A 15816-nucleotide genomic window follows, 5' to 3' on the forward strand; every position below is an offset into this window, starting at 1 on the left:
CCGCTGATTGTGATCTTTGGGAGGGGGAGGCATGAACAGGACGACGATCAGCAGGCGCGCCTTCGGCAAGCTGGTGGGCGCGGCGGGCGCGGGGACCCTCGCCGCCGGGGCGTTGGGCGGGTCGCCCGGCCAGGCGGCACCGCTGGCCACCTGGGTGGCCAGCGGTACGGCGGTGGCCGCGCTGTCGGCCTTCGACAGCGCCATGCAGACCTTCATGCAGGCCCGGCACGTCTCCGCTGGGCAGCTCGCCGTGACCTACAAGGGCCGGCTGGTGCTGGCCCGCGGGTACGGCAACGACTCCCCGCAAGTGATCCAGCCGACCTCGCTGTTCCGGGTGGCCAGCCTGTCGAAGTCACTGACCGCGGCGGCCCTGCTCCGGCTCGCCCAGAACGGCAGGCTCAGCCTCGGCGACCCGGTCGGCAGGTACGTCGACCTGACCCCGCCCGCCGGCCAGGCGGTGGACCCGCGGCTGGCCAACGTCAGCCTGTGGCGGATCCTCCAGCACACCGGCGGCTGGGACCGGAACCTGACCATCTTCGACCCCCTGTTCAAGGACCTGGTCATCGCCCGGTCGCTCGGCGCGCCGCTGGAGCTGACCCACGCCGACGTGGTCCGGTTCATGTCCGGCCAGCCACTCAGCCACGACCCCGGCTCGTACGTGTCGTACAGCAACTACGGCTACCTGCTGGCCGGCCGGGTGGTCGAGGCGGTGACCGGCCAGCCCTACGAGACGTACGTCCGGCAGGAGCTGCTCGCGCCGCTGGGCATCACCCGGATGGCGAACGGCTGGTCGGTCGCCCGGCACAGCGGTGAGGTCGGGTACGAGTCGCAGTACACCGGCACCACCGTGCTGGACAACTCGGGCACCATCGTGGACTCCCCGTACGGCACGTTCAGTATGCGAATGCACGACGCCAACGGCGGGTGGATCGCCTCCGCCGTGGACCTGGTGCGCTGGGCGTCGGCCTTCGACACCGGCAGCCCGATCCTGAACAGCACCTCGCTGGGCCGGGCGTGGGCGGTGCCGAACCCGACCGGGGTGAACGCCAACGGTTGGTACTACGGCCTCGGTTGGCAGGTGCGTCCGGTGACGACCGGCGGCACCGGGCGTAACACCTGGCACACCGGTAGCCTGCCGGGCACGTACAGCATCGTGGTACGCACCTACCACGGGCTGAGCTGGGCGGCGGTGTTCAACCGGCGCGACGACGAGTCCGGGCTGACCTACGGCGACATCGACCCCGCGCTCTGGGCCGCCTCCCGCGCGGTGACCAGTTGGCCGACCCACAACTTCTGGTCGAAGTACTTCGCGTGACGCCGGTGGTGAGGGCGGGCGCGCCCGCCCTCACCACTGCCCAGGCAGCGGGGTTGCTGACCCGGCCGGATCAGTCAGACGTCTCCGCGCGGAGCTGTCGGAAGAACGTTCGGATGTCAGCGACCAGCAGATCGGGTGTCTCCATCGCAGCGAAATGCCCGCCTCGGTCGAACTCCGTCCATCGCACGATGTTGTTCGTTCGATCGGCGATGTGCCGCAACGGAATGAAGTTGTCCCGTGGGAAGGCGGCCAAGGCTGTCGGTGCGGTCGACGGCTCCGGCGGCGACCCCCAGTAGTCCGCATGTGCCCGCTCGTAGTAGATGCGGGCGGACGAGCCGGCCGTTCCGGTGAGCCAATAGAGCATGACGTTGGTGAGCAGGTGATCGCGGTCGACGGCGTCCTCCGGGCGGGTCGACGAGTCCGTCCACTCCTTGAACTTCTCCGCGATCCAGGCCAACTGGCCGACCGGAGAGTCGGTCAGGCCGTAGGCAAGCGTCTGCGGTCGCGTGGACTGGATAACCGCATAGCCGGCGCTGTCGCGGTCCCACTGTTGGGTGCGCCGCCACGAGGCCAGCGTTCGCTCCCGTTCCGCCGGGCTCAACGTGGCGAGCAGGTCGGCGTCCGGTTCCTCCGTCACGGACGAGTTCGGCAGCAGGTTCAGGTGTACGCCGATGACGTGGCCGGTCTGGGTACGGCCGAGTTCGCGGGAGATGACCGACCCCCAGTCACCGCCCTGCACGCCGTACCGCTGATAGCCGAGACGCCGCATCATCTCGGCGAATGCGGCGGCCACCCGCCGAAACTCCCATCCGGTCTCCCGCGTCGGCCCGGAGAACCCGAACCCTGGGATGCTCGGCATGACCAGGTGAAAGGCGTCGGACGGGTCGCCGCCGTGGGCCCGCGGATCCGTCAGCGGCCCGGCGACCTCGGTGAACTCCACGATTGAGCCCGGCCAGCCGTGCGTGATGAGCAGCGGAGTCGCGCCCGGCTCCGGAGACCGGATGTGCGCGAAGTGAATGTCCGCCCCATCGATCGTGGTAGTGAACTGCGGCCACTCGTTGAGCCTGGCCTCCACGGCACGCCAGTCGTATTCGTGCCGCCAGTACCGCACCAGGTCCATCAGGTAGTCCCGCGGGACGCCGTACTCCCAGCCCACCCCGGGCAACTGGTCGGGCCACCTGGTGCGATCGAGCCGCTCGTACAGGTCGTCGAGATCGCGTTGCGGAATGTCGACCCGGAAAGGATGGATGCTCGAATCGGGCGAAGTTGTCACGACTGCGGATACTATGTTCTGTCCCGTCGAGCGCCCACCTCACAGGGGATCGTCGCGACCCAACTCCCAGAAGGCGACCGCGGCTGCGGCGGCAACGTTCAACGAGTCCACTCCGCGCCGCATCGGGATGACCACCCGTACGTCGCTGGCTGACTGGGCCGCCGCGGTGAGGCCAGGGCCTTCGGCGCCGAGGAGCAGCGCCGCCCGCGCACGCTGCGCCGCAGTGAGCCGCTGGATCGGCACGGCGTCCGGAGCCGGCGTCATGGCGAGCACGGTGAAGCCCGCTTCCCGCACCTGGTCCAGGGCCACCGGCCAGCGCTCGAGCTTGGCGTACGGCACCGCGAAGACCTCGCCCATGCTGACCCGTACGCTGCGTCGGTAGAGCGGGTCGGCGCAGGTGGGCGAGAGCAGCACCGCGTCAATGCCGAGCGCGGCGGCGCCCCTGAAAACCGCGCCGAGGTTGGTGTGGTTGTTGACGTCCTCGAGGATCACCACCCGGCGCGCGGTGGCGAGCACCTCGGCCGCCGTCGGCAGCGGACGGCGGTGGAACGACGCCAGCACCCCCCGGTGTACGTGGAAGCCGGTGGCCCGTTGCAGCACGTCCTGCGTCGCCGCGTAGACCGGCGCGTCGCCGGTGTCCAGGTCGGCGAGCTGGTCGGCCCGCTTGGCGTCGACCAGGTACGACCGGGCCGGGTAGCCGGCGCGCAGCGCGCGGCGCAGCACCAACTCCCCCTCGGCGATGAACAGGCCGTGCGGCGGCTCCCAGCGGGTGCGCAGCTCGACGTCGGTGAGCGCGCGGTAGTCGGCGATCCGGTCGTCGTCGGGATCGGTGATCTGGTGGACGGGCACCCGACGATTCTGCCGGACGGCCCGCCCGGCACTCCGGGGCCGGTCGAGCCCACCCCACCCGGGGCGTTTTGTCCGGAAAGGAAGGGGAATGGCGGGCGGAGTAAAGGACTCAACCGGAAGGACCAGCCAGGTGAGCCCAGACCACGCCGCGCCGGGCGAAGCGGGTGCCCTGCCCAAGCACGCCACCGTCGCGGACCACATCGTCGCCCGCCTGTTCAGCTGGGGCGTGCACCGGTACTTCGGCTACCCGGGCGACGGCATCAACGGCCTCACCTCCGCACTGCAACGCACCAACGAGCGGGCCCAGTTCATCCAGGTGCGACACGAGGAGACCGCCGGCTTCGCCGCCTCGGCGCACGTCAAGTACGGCGGTGGGCCGCTGGGCTGCGCGCTGGTGACCAGCGGGCCGGGCGCCATCCATCTGCTCAACGGCCTGTACGACGCCAAGCTCGACCACCAGCCGGTTGTCGCTCTGGTCGGGCACACCGCGGTCACCGCCGAGGGGGGCGGCTACTACCAGGAGGTCGACCTGCTGGCCCTCTACAAGGACGTGGCCGCGGCGTTCCTGGCCCAGCTCGACCACCCGGCGCAGGTCCGCCATCTGGTCGACCGGGCGTGCCGCACGGCGCTGGCCCGGCGTACCGTCACCGCCCTGGTGCTCCCCTCGGACCTGCAGGACGAGCCGGCCATCCCGGACCCGCCGTACGCGCACGGCTACTACCACACCAGCAACGTGCCGAGCAGCCCGCCGACCGTGCCGCCGGAGGCGGACCTGCGCCGGGCAGCCGAGGTGCTGCGCAGCGGGCAGCGGGTGGCGATGCTGGTGGGGCAGGGCGCGCTCGGGGCACCGGACGAGGTCCGCGAGATCGCCCAGCGGCTCGGCGCGGGGGTGGCCACCGCGCTGCTCGGCTTCACCGCCGTCGACCACCGGGAGCCGTGGGTCACCGGCTCGATCGGGCTGCTCGGCACCCGGCCGAGCTGGCAGCTGATGACCGGCTGCGACCGGCTGCTGATCGTCGGCAGCAACATGCCGTACTCGGAGTTCTACCCGCCGCAGGGGCAGGCCCGCGCGGTGCAGATCGACGTGGACGGCACCCAGCTCGGGCTGCGATACCCGACCGAGGTGAACCTGACCGGCGACGCCGGCCCCACGCTGCGGGCGTTGCTGCACGAGCTGGGCCCCGGCCCGGGGCCGACCGCCTGGCGGGCGGAGATCGCCGAGGCCACCTCGTCGTGGCGCCGGGTGCAGCGCGACCTGGCCGAGCAGACCGCCGACCCGGTCAACCCGCAGTTGCTGTTCAGCACCCTCAGCGAGCGGCTGCCCGACGACGCCATGATCGCCGTGGATTGCGGCACCACGACCGCCTGGTACGCCCGGCACGTGCAGGTCCGCCCCGGGATGCTGGCCAGCCTCTCCGGGACCCTGCTGTCCATGGGCGGCGCCATGCCGTACGCGCTGAGCGCCAAGTTCGCCCACCCGGACCGCCCGCTGGTGGCGCTGATCGGCGACGGTGCGATGCAGATGAACGGCGTCAACGAGCTGATCACCGTGGCCAAGTACTGGCGCAGCTGGGCGGACCCACGGTTCGTGGTGCTGGTGCTCAACAACCGGGATCTGGCGTTCGTCAGCTGGGAGCAACGCTCCAGCGAGGGGACGCCGATGTTCCCGGACAGCCAGCAGCTGCCGGACATCGGCTACCACCAGTGGGCGCAGGTGCTCGGGCTGCACGGCGAGCTGGTCGACTCCCCGGAGCAGGTGCCGGCGATCTGGGACCGGGCGCTCACCGCCGACCGGCCGGTGGTGATCAACGCGCTGGTCGACCCGGCGGAGCTGATGCTGCCACCACACTTCACCGCCGAGCAGGCACGCAAGACCGCGGCGGCAGTGCTGCGCGGCGACACCGACTGGGCCGGAATCATCCGCCGCGGCCTACCCGCCACCCTGGCCAGCTACCGCCCCCGTCGCCGGCAGGGCTGACGGTCCCCCCGCCCCGCAGGAGCCGGGGCGGGGGCCAGGCAGGGCGGTCAGCCGCGGCGGTCCAGCCAGCGTTGCAGGAGTGAGCGAGGGTCGTCCTCCCGGGTTGGTCGACGGTCCGGAACGGGGGCGCGCTCGACCGGGCGGCGGGGTTCGCCGGCCAGCTCGCGGCTGGGCGCGACGAACGCCTTCTCCGGCTGGCCCTTCACGGCGGTGGCGATGACCCGGGCGACCGCGTCGATCACCTTGGCCTGCACCGCGGAGCCCACCGAGTCGGTCGGGTCGTCCGGGTTGGCGGCGATGCCGGCGACCGCGACCTGCGGGGTGAAGCCGACGAACGTCTCGGTGGAGTTCTCCTCCGAGCTGCCGGTCTTGCCGGCCACCGGGCGGCCGTCGAGGATGTCGTTCACGCCGGTGGCGGTGCCGCCGTTGCACTGCCCGTACGGCGACTGCTGGCCGACCGGGCAGCGGGCGGCGTCGGTCGCGGCGCGGGCCACGTCGGCGTCGAGCACCCGCTTGCAGGACGGCTGCCCGACCGGCACCTTGTCCCCGTTCGCGGCGGTCACCGAGACCACCGGCACGGGCGTGCAGTAGGTGCCCTCGGCGGCCACCGTGGCGTACGCGTTGGCCAGGTCCAGCGGGGTGGTGGCGGCCACGCCCAGGGTGAACGAACCCCAGTTGGCGGCGTCGTCCTTGGCGAAGGCGGCGTCCGCGTCGGCGCGGAAGGTGATGCCGAGCCGCTGCGCCATCTCCACCACCTTGTCCTGGCCGACCTGCTCGGCCAGCCAGACGAAGTAGGTGTTCACCGAACGGCCGAAGCCGTCCCACATCATCCGGTACCCGTCCATCCAGTCCGGGTTGGCGTTGGCCGGGCACCAGGTGCCGTCACAGCTGCCCGGGCCCTCGGCGGCGTACCGGGTGGGCAGCTTGGCGGGTGCGTCGAAGCCGGTGGAGAGGGTACGGCCCGACTCCAGCGCGGCGAGCATGGTGAACAGCTTGAACGTCGAGCCGGCCTGGTACCCGTCGACGCTGGCCCCGCCGGAGATCAGCGGGTTGACGGTGTTCGGGTAGTTGGCCTGCCCGCCCGGGTTGTCGGCCAGGCTGTAGTGCCGGTTGACCGCCATCGCCAGCACCTGCCCGGTGCCCGGCTGCACAGCCGCGATCGGCAGGGCGCGCTTGTTGTCGTACCCGTAGACCTTGGTGGCCTGCTGCTGCGCGGTGGCCTGGATCTGCGGGTCCAGCGAGGTGACCACGGTGTAGCCGCCCGACCGCAGGGCCTGCTCGCGCTCCGGCACGGTGGCCCCGAACGCCGGCTGGGCGACCCACCACCGGCGCAGGTAGTCGCAGAAGTAGCCCCAGTCGTCGTGGCCCTGGGCCACGGCGGTGCAGCCGTTGGGCTGCGCGGTGGGGTGCAGGGTCAGCGGCTCCGCCTTGGCCTGCGCGGCCTGCCCGGCGGTGATGGCGCCGGTCTCGGCCATCGAGTCCAGGACGTACGACCGGCGGGCCAGCGCGTCGTCCTTGTTCCCGTCGATGGGGCTGTACGCGTCCGGGGACTGCACCAGGCCAGCGAGCAGGGCCGACTCGGCGAGGGTCAGCTGTGCCGGAGGCTTGCCGAAGTAGCGCTGGCTGGCCGCCGCGATCCCGTACGCATTGGAGCCGAAGTAGGCGATGTTCAGGTACCGGTTGAGGATCTCGTCCTTGCCGAGGCTCTGCTCCAACGCGCCCGCGTACCGGATCTCCTGGATCTTGCGCGGAATCGTGGGGTCGGTGGCGGCGGCGCGTTCCTCGGCGGTGCGGGTGGGGTCGGTCTTGAGCACGTTACGGACGTACTGCATCGTCAGCGTCGAGCCGCCCTGCTCGGTGCCGCCGCCCTTGACGTTGGACACCAGCGCACGGGCCAGCCCGCGCAGGTCCGCGCCGCCGTGCGAGTAGAACCGCCGGTCCTCGGCCGCCACAATCGCCTGCCGCATCACCGGGGCGATGTCCGCCAGCGGTACGTCGGTGCGGTTCACGTCGTAGAACGTCGTGATCAGCGTCTTGCCGTCGTTGGCGTAGAGGTAGGAACGCTGCGGGGTGGCCGGGGTGCGCAGCGCGTCAGGCAACGCGGCGTACGTCCCGATCGCGGAGCGGGCGGCGAACCCGAGCAGCAGGTTGCCCGGCAGCGCGGCGACTGCCAGGGCGAGCCCGGCCAGCAAGCCGGCGAGCAGCACGGTGAACAGCCGCGACAGCGGCGAGCGGGAGGCGGCCATGCTCCCCAGGATTGCCACGAATGCCGCCAACCGACCACCCTCGCAGCCCGATTGTCAGCAACTTCACGGCCCCCCACCAGCCAACTCCCACCCAAACCCGCCCGCGCCCCCTCCTCCCACCCCCGACCCACCCCCGCCCACCCCTGGTGATCATGAGGTTGACGGGGAGTTCGATCAAGGAAACCCTCGTCAACCTCATGATCGCCGAAGCCGGGCGAGTGGGCGGGTGGGAGGGACGGGGTGGGTGGGGTGGAGCGGGATGGGTGGGGTGGGTTAGGGGGTTGGGGTGGAGAGGCTGGCGCTGGCGGCGTCGCGGGCGATGTCGCGGGGCACCAGGCGCCCGGAGCGGTAGCCGATGCCGATGCCGGCGATCAGCACGAAGATCGCGCCGAACGTCTGCAGCGACCCGATCAGGGCGCCGCCCAGGCCGAGCAGCGGCGCGGCGATGATCAGCATGACCCCGTCGCCGAGGCTGAACGTGCCCGACCGGGCGACCGCCCAACCGGTGAGGAACCAGCCCACGCTGTAGAAGGTGGCGCCGACCAGGACCAGCGAACGCGCCGTGGTGCCGAAGACCGGTGTCTGCTCGGCGAGCCCGGCGAAGGGCAGCATCAGCACGGTGCCGGCGATGCTGACCAGCAGACCGGCGGCGGCCACCCGACGACTGCGGGTCGCGGCGAGCAGCCCGGTGAGGGCCAGCAGCGCGAGCAGGCCAAGCCAGACCGCGGCCACCCAACCAATCAGGTACGCCGCCCGACCGTCGGCCGGATACGGGTCGTTGCCCACCCCGCCGTCGCTGGCCATCGCCACCACGCCGTAGAGGATGGCGTACGCGGGCAGCAGCCACACCGCCGCCCGCGCGAACCGGCGTATCGACCAGGCCCAACTGGCGTTCGTTGCCGGCCCGGCCGGGGTCGGCTCGCCCACGAACGGCAGTACGCCGAACCCTCCGCCGCTGCTCCGGGAACCCAGTGGGCCGGCCGGGTCGTGCGCGCCGGGCACCGGGGCGGAGGACCACATCCGATTCGCCGGATCCTTCATGCGTCACCTCGCTCGTCCGCGAGCGGTGCGGGACGCGCCGGGGCGCCCCGATTGCCTGGTCACCACCCGTCCTAGGACCGATCGTGGCAGGCGTCGGAGCGCCCCATGAGTCTTTCTCGCATTTAGCCGGCCGGGCGGCCGCTCTACTGGATCAGCCGCGCTCGCGCTGATCGGTCGGGTCGTTGACCAGGCTGGTCGGGGAGACCGGCTCCGGCGCGGGCAGCCCCTGCGGCCCCTTGGTGCCGGTGGCCTGCGCCTCGGCGACGCGTACCTCGTCGTGGATCTGCTGGGCGGCGGCCGCCGCGGCCTGCGCCGCCTCCGCGGCCTCGCGCTCGACCTGGCTCGCGTGATCGGCTGCCTCCGGTGCGGGAAGGTCCCCCACCATCTGGCTCAAACCACCCAGCGCGCCACCCATCCCCTCAAGTGCCTTGGTCAGCTCGGCCGGGATGATCCAGACCTTGTTGGCGCTGCCCTGGGCGATCTGCGGCAGGGCCTGCAGGTACTGGTAGGCGAGCACCTTCTGGCTCGGGTTCGCCTGGTGGATCGCGTCGAACACCGTCCGGATCGCCTTAGCCTGGCCCTCGGCCTGCAGGATCCGAGCCTGCCGGTCACCGTCGGCGCGCAGCACCGCGGACTGCTTCTCGCCCTCGGCGGTGAGGATCTGCGACTGCTTGTGCCCCTCGGCGGTCAGGATCGCCGCGCGGCGGTCCCGCTCGGCGCGCATCTGCTTCTCCATCGAGTCACGGATGCTGGCTGGCGGCTCGATCGCCTTGATCTCCACCCGGGTCACCTTGATGCCCCATCGGCCGGTGGTCTCGTCCAGCACGCCGGACAGGTGCCGGTTGATCTCGTCCCGGCTGGTCAGCGCCCGCTCCAGGTCCAGCGAGCCGATCACGTTTCGCAGCGTCGTGACGGTGAGCTGCTCGATGGCCTGGAGGAAGCTGGAGATCTCGTAGGTCGCCCGGACCGAGTCGACCACCTTGAAGTAGAGGACCGTGTCGATCGAGACCACCAGGTTGTCCGAGGTGATCACCGGCTGCGGCGGGAAGCTGACCACCTGCTCCCGCATGTCTACCTTGGTACGGACCGCGTCGATGAACGGCACCAGCAGGTTGAGGCCGGGGCTGAGGGTGCGCTTGTACTTGCCGAGCCGTTCCACCACGTCCTGGCGTTGCTGCGGCACGATCCGCACCGCCTTGGCCAGCGTCACCACGGCGATCAGCGCCACCGCGATCACCAGCACCCCTATGACCGTCATCCCGTTCACCCTCTCGATTCCGGCAGCTCGCCGGCGGAAGAAACATCGTCCTGCCAGACCAGGGCGGTCGCGCCCCGGACCTTTATCACCCGAACCCGTTGACCGACGTCGTAGACCTGCGTCGTGTCGTACGACCGGGCGCTCCACAGCTCTCCGTCAATCTTGACGAGGCCGTGCTCGGCGTCCACCCGCTCCAGCACCAACGCCGTGGAGCCTTCGATCGCCTCCAGGCCGAACGGCTGCTCGCCGCTGTCCAACGCGGTCCTCTGATGCCGCCGGATGACCGGTCGGACCACCACCAGGCTCAACGCCGACACCACCGCGAACACCAGCGCCTGTATCGCCACCGGCGCGCCCAGGGCGGCCGCACCTGCGGCGGCGAACGCGCCAGCCCCGAACATGATCAGAAACAGCGTCGTCGTGAAGATCTCGGCGACCACCAGCAACACACCCAACACGATCCACACCACGGCGTCCACCCCCTGATCGTGACACGCAATTGCACGCGCGGACGACCCGTGATGATCAGTAAGCTCGGCGAAACCCACCTGGCCGGCCGAAACGCCCCGTCTCGATAAACCGGTCCGAGCCGACGAGCGAGGAGATCCCGTTGACCCTGCTGCCCGAGACCGCCCGACAGGTCGACGCCATGGTCGCCCAGGCACAGGTCGACGGGCGCGCCCCGTCGCTGGTGCTGGGCGTGGTCCGCGACGGCGCGCTGGTGCATCTGGCCGCCGCCGGAGAGCATCCCCGCCCGGACATCGACCTGCAGTACCGGCTGGGCTCGATCAGCAAGACGATGACCGCCACGCTGATCATGCAGGTGCGCGACGCCGGCCGGCTGGCCGTGGACGACCCGTTGGAACGGCACCTGCCGGGCACCGGCGTCGGCACGCTCACCCTGCGCCAGCTACTCGGGCACGTCAGCGGCATCCAGCGCGAGCCCGAGGGCGAGTGGTGGGAGCGGACCGAGGGCGCCGACCTGCGCACCCTGCTGGCCGGGCTGACCGTGGACAAGATCGCGTACCCGCCGCACGCCACCCACCACTACTCCAACCTCGCGTACGGGCTGCTCGGCGGCGTCCTCGAACGGCTCACCGGGACACCCTGGGCCGACCTGCTCGGCGAGCGGATCCTCACCCCGCTGGGGATGGGCCGCACCACGTACGCGGCCACCGAGCCGTTCGCCCGCGGCTACGTCGTCCACCCCTGGCACGACACGCTGCGCGAGGAGCCCCGCACCGACACCGGGGCGATGGCCCCGGCCGGGCAACTCTGGTCGACGATCGAGGACCTGGGTCGCTGGGCAGCGTTCCTGGCCGACCCCGACCCCTCGGTGCTCGCCGCCGAGACGCTGACCGAGATGTGCTCCCCCGTGGTGATCAGCGACCTGGAGTCCTGGAACCACGGGCACGGCCTCGGGCTGGAGCTCTTCCGGGAGGGCGACCGGGTGTACGTCGGGCATGGCGGCTCGATGCCCGGCTACATCGCCTCGCTGGCCGTGCACCGGCCCACCCGCACCGCCGTGGTCGGCTTCGCCAACTCGTACGGCCTGCGTACCGGGCACCTCGGCGCGCTCGGCCGGCGGCTGCTCACGCTGGTGCTGGACGCCGAGCCGACGCCGGTCATCCCCTGGCTGCCGGCCGCCGCCGCGCCGCCCGCCGAGCTGAGCGAGCTGACCGGCCGCTGGTGGTGGATGGGCAGCGAGATCGAGGTGTTCGCGGACGCCACCGGCGACCTGCACGCCGGCCCGGTCGGCGTACCGGATCTGCGCTTCGTCGCCGAGGGACCGGACCGGTGGCGGGGCCGCGCCGGTGGACAGGACGGCGAGATCCTCACGGTGCGCCGCGACGAGCAGGGCCGTGCGGTCGCCCTGGACATCGCCACCTTCGTCCACACCCGCCACCCCGACCAGGAACCCTGACCGCTCGCTGACTTCTGGGCAAGATCCGCACAGAATCATGGATGTAGTGGCCTCCGAGGGTCGACGAGGCCACTACATCCTGGAAGTTGTGCGGATCTTGTGCGGCGCGGACAGCGCGGCACGGCGCGGACAGCCGTTCCGGGTCAGGCCGGTTCGGTGACGAAGTCGATGAGGCGTTCCATGGCGTTGATCAGGGGGGTCTCCACGTCGGCGAAGCTGTTCACCCGGGACAGGATGTGCCGCCACATGTCGGCCGGCTCGGCCACGCCGAGGGCCGCGCAGACCCCCTCCTTCCACGGCCGCCCCGGCGGTACCACCGGCCACGCCGCGATGCCCAGCGCCGCCGGCTTGACCGCCTGCCAGACGTCCACGTACGGATGCCCGGTCACCAGCACGTAGGGCGAGTTCACCCGGGCCACGATCCGGCTCTCCTTGCTGCCGGGCACCAGGTGGTCGACGAGCACGCCGAGCCGCCGGGTCGGGCCGGGGGCGAAGTCGCGTACCTCGGCGTCGAGGGCGTCGATGCCGTCCAGCGGCTCCACGACCACGCCCTCGATCCGCAGGTCGTCGCCCCAGATCCGCTCTACCAGCGCGGCGTCGTGGATGCCCTCGACCCAGATCCGGCTGGCCTTGGCCACCTGCGCGCGGACGTTGTCCACCGCCACCGAACCGGACGCGGTGCGCCGGCGGGCCGCCGGCACCGACGCGCGGGTCGGGCGGCGCAGCGTCACCGGGCGACCGTCGAGCAGGAACGCCGCCGGCAGCAGGGGAAAGTTGCGCCGCTTGCCGTGCCGGTCCTCCAGCACCACCGCGCCGGACTCGAAGCCCACCACGGCGCCGCAGAACCCGGATTCGGCGTCCTCCACCACGAGATCCGGTTCGGCGTCCACCTCGGGGGTGACCTTCCGCCGCCGCCAGTCCCCCGCCAACACGTCCTCGCCGTATCGCCCCGCCATGTCGATCACGCTAACCCCGTCGCACCCACACATCACCCCGACACACCGCCGCCTGCCGGGCACCACGCCCCACCGCCTCGATCACAGCGGCGGCGAAACGCCGCGAACCACCAGCGAACCCCCGCCACCACTGCGTTGTCGGCACGGGCAGAGGCGGGGCGAAGGGGGCAGTTCGGGGCACGCAGGGCGGCCGGAGCGGCAGTCGAGACAGGGCCGCCGGTCACCACGTACCCTTTCGGCATGTCCACCCCCGCAACGGGCGCGGCCACACTCGCGCCGCGCCGGTCGAGCCGGTTTGTTGCCTGGGTGCGCGCGTGGCGCGCCGGGTTGGTGCCGTACGACGAGGTCGCCGACGCCATCGCCGGCGACGAGGAACACCTCGTGGCGGACGCTCCCGGCACCTGGACCGACGTCCCACTCAGCGCCGCGCTGCCCACCCTGGCCAAGCTCTCCCCGGACGAGATCCGCCTGGTGCTGCCCGCGCCGGGTGACCCCCGAGGGCTGCCCGGCCCCGGCGACTTCGCCGGCGCGGCACTGGTCACGGGCGAGGCGGTGGTGGCCGGCATGCTCGGGTTGATCCCGCAGGTCCGGCTGCACACCTCCGGCTCCGGGGACTGCTTCGAGACGGTGCTCTGGCGGGTGTACCCGCTGCCGGCCAACGCGCCCGCCGCGTCGCTCGTGTTGCCCGGTGCCGCCGAGGCGGAGGCCGAACTGGCCGCCGCGCTGGCCGAGACCACCGCAGCGCTGACCCGCCTGGACGTCGCCCAGTGGCGACCCGAGCTGGCCGGCGCGCTGGCCGCGCTGCGCCGCCCGGACGGCGCCACCGACCTGCCGCCCGGCTTCGACCCCCGCGCCCGCCGGCTCTTCGCCCGGGCCGCGGTGCTCGACCGGGTGCTGGCGCTGGCCGGGCACGCCGCCCCCGGTGGCGCGATCAACAACTACGAGGCCCAGCAGCGCGACGCCGCGCTCCGCCCGCTCACCGCAGCCTGCCGGCAGGCGCTGGTGGCCGCCTGCAACGCACCGCTGCGCCCCTGACGGGAGGCGGCGGCACCGGCACCCGCCCGAGGCCGGCCGGTCAGACCTCGTCGAGCAGGTCGGCGACCGAGTTGACGATCCGGGACGGGCGGTACGGGTAGCGCTCCGCCTCGGTGCGGCTGCTGATCCCGGTGAGCACCAGGATGGTCTCCAGCCCGGCCTCCAGGCCGCACAGGATGTCGGTGTCCATCCGGTCGCCGATCATCGCGGTGCTCTCCGAGTGCGCGTTGATGGTGTTCAGCGCGGAGCGCATCATCATCGGGTTCGGCTTGCCGACGAAGTACGGCTCCACCCCGGTCGCCTTGGAGATCATGGCGGCGACCGAGCCGGCGGCGGGCAGCGCGCCCTCCACGGAAGGGCCGGTCACGTCGGGGTTGGTGCAGATGAACCGAGCCCCGTCGTTGATCAGCCGGACCGCCTTGGTGATCGCCTCGAAGCTGTAGGTGCGGGTCTCCCCGAGCACCACGTAGTCCGGCGCGAAGTCGGTGAGCACGTAGCCCACGGCATGCAGCGCCGTGGTCAGCCCGGCCTCCCCGATCACGTACGCGGTGCCGCCCGGCCGCTGGTCGGCGAGGAACTGGCCGGTGGCCAGTGCGGAGGACCAGATCGACTCCTCCGGCACGTCCAGCCCCATCCGGCTCAGCCGAGCCGTCAGGTCGCGCGGGGTGTAGATCGAGTTGTTGGTCAGCACCAGGAACGGCTTGCCGGAGGCGCGCATCCGTTTGATGAACTCCGGCGCGCCGGGCACCGGCTGGCCCTCGTGCACCAGCACGCCGTCCATGTCGGTCAGCCAGCTCTGCACGGGCTTTCGGTCCTGCATCGATGATCCCAGGGTGTCGTTGGGCGGGTGGACGGTCAGGGGCGACGGGTCGGCACGCAGCAGACGGTGGGGCAGGTGTCCCACATCGGCAGCTCGCCCAGGCGGCGGCGCAGCTGCGCGCCGTCCGGGTCGGTCCGCTCGGTCACCAGCTCGCGGACCATGGTCACGAAGCGCGGGTCGGTGCCCGGGGTGCCGGCCCGGGCGAATTCCAGGCCGAGCTGCTTGGCCGTCTCCAGCGCCTCGGTGTCCAGGTCCCACACCACCTCGAGGTGGTCGGAGATGAACCCGATCGGGCTGACCACCACGCTGGTGGTGTCGCCCTGGGCGAGGGTGGCCAGGTGGTCGTTGATGTCCGGCTCCAGCCACGGCACCTGCGGCGGACCCGAGCGGCTCTGCCACACCAGGTCGTACGGCAGGTCCGGGGCCGCGGCCGCAGCCACCAGCCGGGCGGCCTCGTGCAGCTGCGCCTCGTACCGGCCGCCGTGTGGGCCGGCGTTGGCCGCCATCGAGGTGGGGACGGAGTGGGCGGTGAAGACCAGTCGGGTGGTGCCCCGCTTGGCCGGGTCGAGCTGGCCCAACGCGGCCCGGACGGCGTCCGTGTGCGGCTCGATGAACCCGGGATGGTCCCAGAACTGGCGCAACTTCTCGATCACCGGGGCGTCCGGACCGACCGCGGCCCGGGCGGCCGCGATGTCCTCCTGGTACTGCCGGCACGACGAATAGCCGCCGTACGCGCTGGTGACGAAGGCCAGCGCCCGGGTGACACCGTCGTCGCGCATCTGGGTCACGGTGTCGGCGAGCAGCGGGTCCCAGTTGCGGTTGCCCCAGTAGACGGGCAGGTCGAGGCCGTTGGCGGCGAAGTCGGCGCGGACGGCGGCCAGCAGGTCACGACACTGCTGGTTGATCGGGGACACCCCGCCGAAGTGCAGGTAGTGCTCGACGACCTCGGCCAGCCTCTCGGGCGGCACGCCGCGACCCCGGGTCACGTTCTGCAGGAACGGCATCACGTCCTCGGGCCGCTCCGGCCCACCGAAGGACACCAGCACCACCGCGTCGTACGCCATGGGCCCATTCTTGCCGGTCGCGCGGAACGACCCGGCGACGCCCCCTGCTCCGGCCCA

General features: G+C 71.9%; 13 protein-coding genes. 4 read left to right on the forward strand and 9 right to left on the reverse strand.

What is annotated here, in order from left to right:
- Nucleotides 1-31 precede the first annotated feature (31 nt).
- On the forward strand, nt 32-1315 hold the full coding sequence (locus ACFY29_RS05870) for a serine hydrolase domain-containing protein (protein WP_386983756.1): 1284 nt from the start codon (nt 32-34) through the stop codon (nt 1313-1315).
- 70 nt (nt 1316-1385) lie between these two features.
- On the opposite strand, the gene ACFY29_RS05875 is transcribed toward ACFY29_RS05870, so the two are convergent.
- Both ACFY29_RS05875 and ACFY29_RS05880 read right to left on the reverse strand, forming a co-directional pair.
- The gene (locus ACFY29_RS05875) at nt 1386-2564 is read right to left on the reverse strand and encodes an epoxide hydrolase family protein (protein ID WP_386984648.1); all 1179 of its coding nucleotides are present in this window, start codon (nt 2562-2564) and stop codon (nt 1386-1388) included.
- A gap of 63 nt (nt 2565-2627) precedes the next feature.
- Nucleotides 2628-3437 (reverse strand): RNA methyltransferase, encoded by an 810-nt coding sequence (locus ACFY29_RS05880; protein ID WP_355612723.1) that lies wholly within the window; start codon nt 3435-3437, stop codon nt 2628-2630.
- Between the two features lie 130 nt (nt 3438-3567).
- Between ACFY29_RS05880 and ACFY29_RS05885 the strand changes: the two genes are divergently transcribed.
- Entirely contained in the window at nt 3568-5415 is a 1848-nt protein-coding gene (locus tag ACFY29_RS05885; RefSeq protein WP_386983758.1) for a thiamine pyrophosphate-requiring protein, read from the forward strand.
- Between the two features lie 47 nt (nt 5416-5462).
- Here ACFY29_RS05885 and ACFY29_RS05890 read toward each other — a convergent pair whose 3' ends face one another.
- The 4 genes from ACFY29_RS05890 to ACFY29_RS05905 form a co-directional block, all read right to left on the reverse strand.
- Entirely contained in the window at nt 5463-7661 is a 2199-nt protein-coding gene (locus ACFY29_RS05890; RefSeq protein WP_386983760.1) for a transglycosylase domain-containing protein, read from the reverse strand.
- Nucleotides 7662-7934: 273 nt separating this feature from the next.
- Entirely contained in the window at nt 7935-8702 is a 768-nt protein-coding gene (locus tag ACFY29_RS05895) for a hypothetical protein (RefSeq protein ID WP_328418678.1), read from the reverse strand.
- Between the two features lie 151 nt (nt 8703-8853).
- Nucleotides 8854-9960, reverse strand: a complete 1107-nt coding sequence (locus ACFY29_RS05900; RefSeq protein ID WP_328418679.1) for an SPFH domain-containing protein — start codon at nt 9958-9960, stop codon at nt 8854-8856.
- A 5-nt stretch (nt 9961-9965) separates the two neighbouring features.
- The gene (locus ACFY29_RS05905; protein ID WP_328418680.1) at nt 9966-10439 is read right to left on the reverse strand and encodes an NfeD family protein; all 474 of its coding nucleotides are present in this window, start codon (nt 10437-10439) and stop codon (nt 9966-9968) included.
- Nucleotides 10440-10570: 131 nt separating this feature from the next.
- Here ACFY29_RS05905 and ACFY29_RS05910 point away from each other — a divergent pair, with 131 nt between their 5' ends.
- On the forward strand, nt 10571-11884 hold the full coding sequence (locus ACFY29_RS05910; protein WP_386983762.1) for a serine hydrolase domain-containing protein: 1314 nt from the start codon (nt 10571-10573) through the stop codon (nt 11882-11884).
- A 143-nt stretch (nt 11885-12027) separates the two neighbouring features.
- Here ACFY29_RS05910 and ACFY29_RS05915 read toward each other — a convergent pair whose 3' ends face one another.
- Nucleotides 12028-12840: a DUF3097 domain-containing protein gene (locus tag ACFY29_RS05915; protein WP_328418682.1), complete on the reverse strand. Its 813-nt coding sequence runs from the start codon at nt 12838-12840 to the stop codon at nt 12028-12030.
- A gap of 240 nt (nt 12841-13080) precedes the next feature.
- Between ACFY29_RS05915 and ACFY29_RS05920 the strand changes: the two genes are divergently transcribed.
- Complete coding sequence (locus tag ACFY29_RS05920) at nt 13081-13875, forward strand: hypothetical protein (RefSeq protein WP_328418683.1); 795 nt, start codon at nt 13081-13083, stop codon at nt 13873-13875.
- 40 nt (nt 13876-13915) lie between these two features.
- Here ACFY29_RS05920 and ACFY29_RS05925 read toward each other — a convergent pair whose 3' ends face one another.
- Complete coding sequence (locus ACFY29_RS05925; RefSeq protein ID WP_355612737.1) at nt 13916-14779, reverse strand: HAD-IIA family hydrolase; 864 nt, start codon at nt 14777-14779, stop codon at nt 13916-13918.
- Nucleotides 14731-15759, reverse strand: a complete 1029-nt coding sequence (locus ACFY29_RS05930; protein ID WP_386983765.1) for a ferrochelatase — start codon at nt 15757-15759, stop codon at nt 14731-14733. The genes ACFY29_RS05925 and ACFY29_RS05930 overlap by 49 nt, the downstream gene beginning before the upstream one ends.
- Between the last annotated feature and the right edge of the window lie 57 nt (nt 15760-15816).

The organism is Micromonospora sp. NPDC000668, from assembly GCF_042897975.1.
In the GTDB taxonomy this organism is placed as follows: Bacteria; Actinomycetota; Actinomycetes; order Mycobacteriales; family Micromonosporaceae; genus Micromonospora.

Excerpts from the sequence above, each read along its gene's own strand:
- ACFY29_RS05930 (WP_386983765.1), bottom strand. The coding sequence starts at position 15,759 with ATGGCGTACGACGCGGTGGTGCTGGTGTCCTTCGGTGGGCCGGAGCGG.
- ACFY29_RS05870 (WP_386983756.1), top strand. The coding sequence starts at position 32 with ATGAACAGGACGACGATCAGCAGGCGCGCCTTCGGCAAGCTGGTGGGC.
- ACFY29_RS05900 (WP_328418679.1), bottom strand. The coding sequence starts at position 9,960 with ATGACGGTCATAGGGGTGCTGGTGATCGCGGTGGCGCTGATCGCCGTG.
- ACFY29_RS05890 (WP_386983760.1), bottom strand. The coding sequence starts at position 7,661 with ATGGCCGCCTCCCGCTCGCCGCTGTCGCGGCTGTTCACCGTGCTGCTC.
- ACFY29_RS05915 (WP_328418682.1), bottom strand. The coding sequence starts at position 12,840 with ATGGCGGGGCGATACGGCGAGGACGTGTTGGCGGGGGACTGGCGGCGG.
- ACFY29_RS05895 (WP_328418678.1), bottom strand. The coding sequence starts at position 8,702 with ATGAAGGATCCGGCGAATCGGATGTGGTCCTCCGCCCCGGTGCCCGGC.
- ACFY29_RS05920 (WP_328418683.1), top strand. The coding sequence starts at position 13,081 with ATGTCCACCCCCGCAACGGGCGCGGCCACACTCGCGCCGCGCCGGTCG.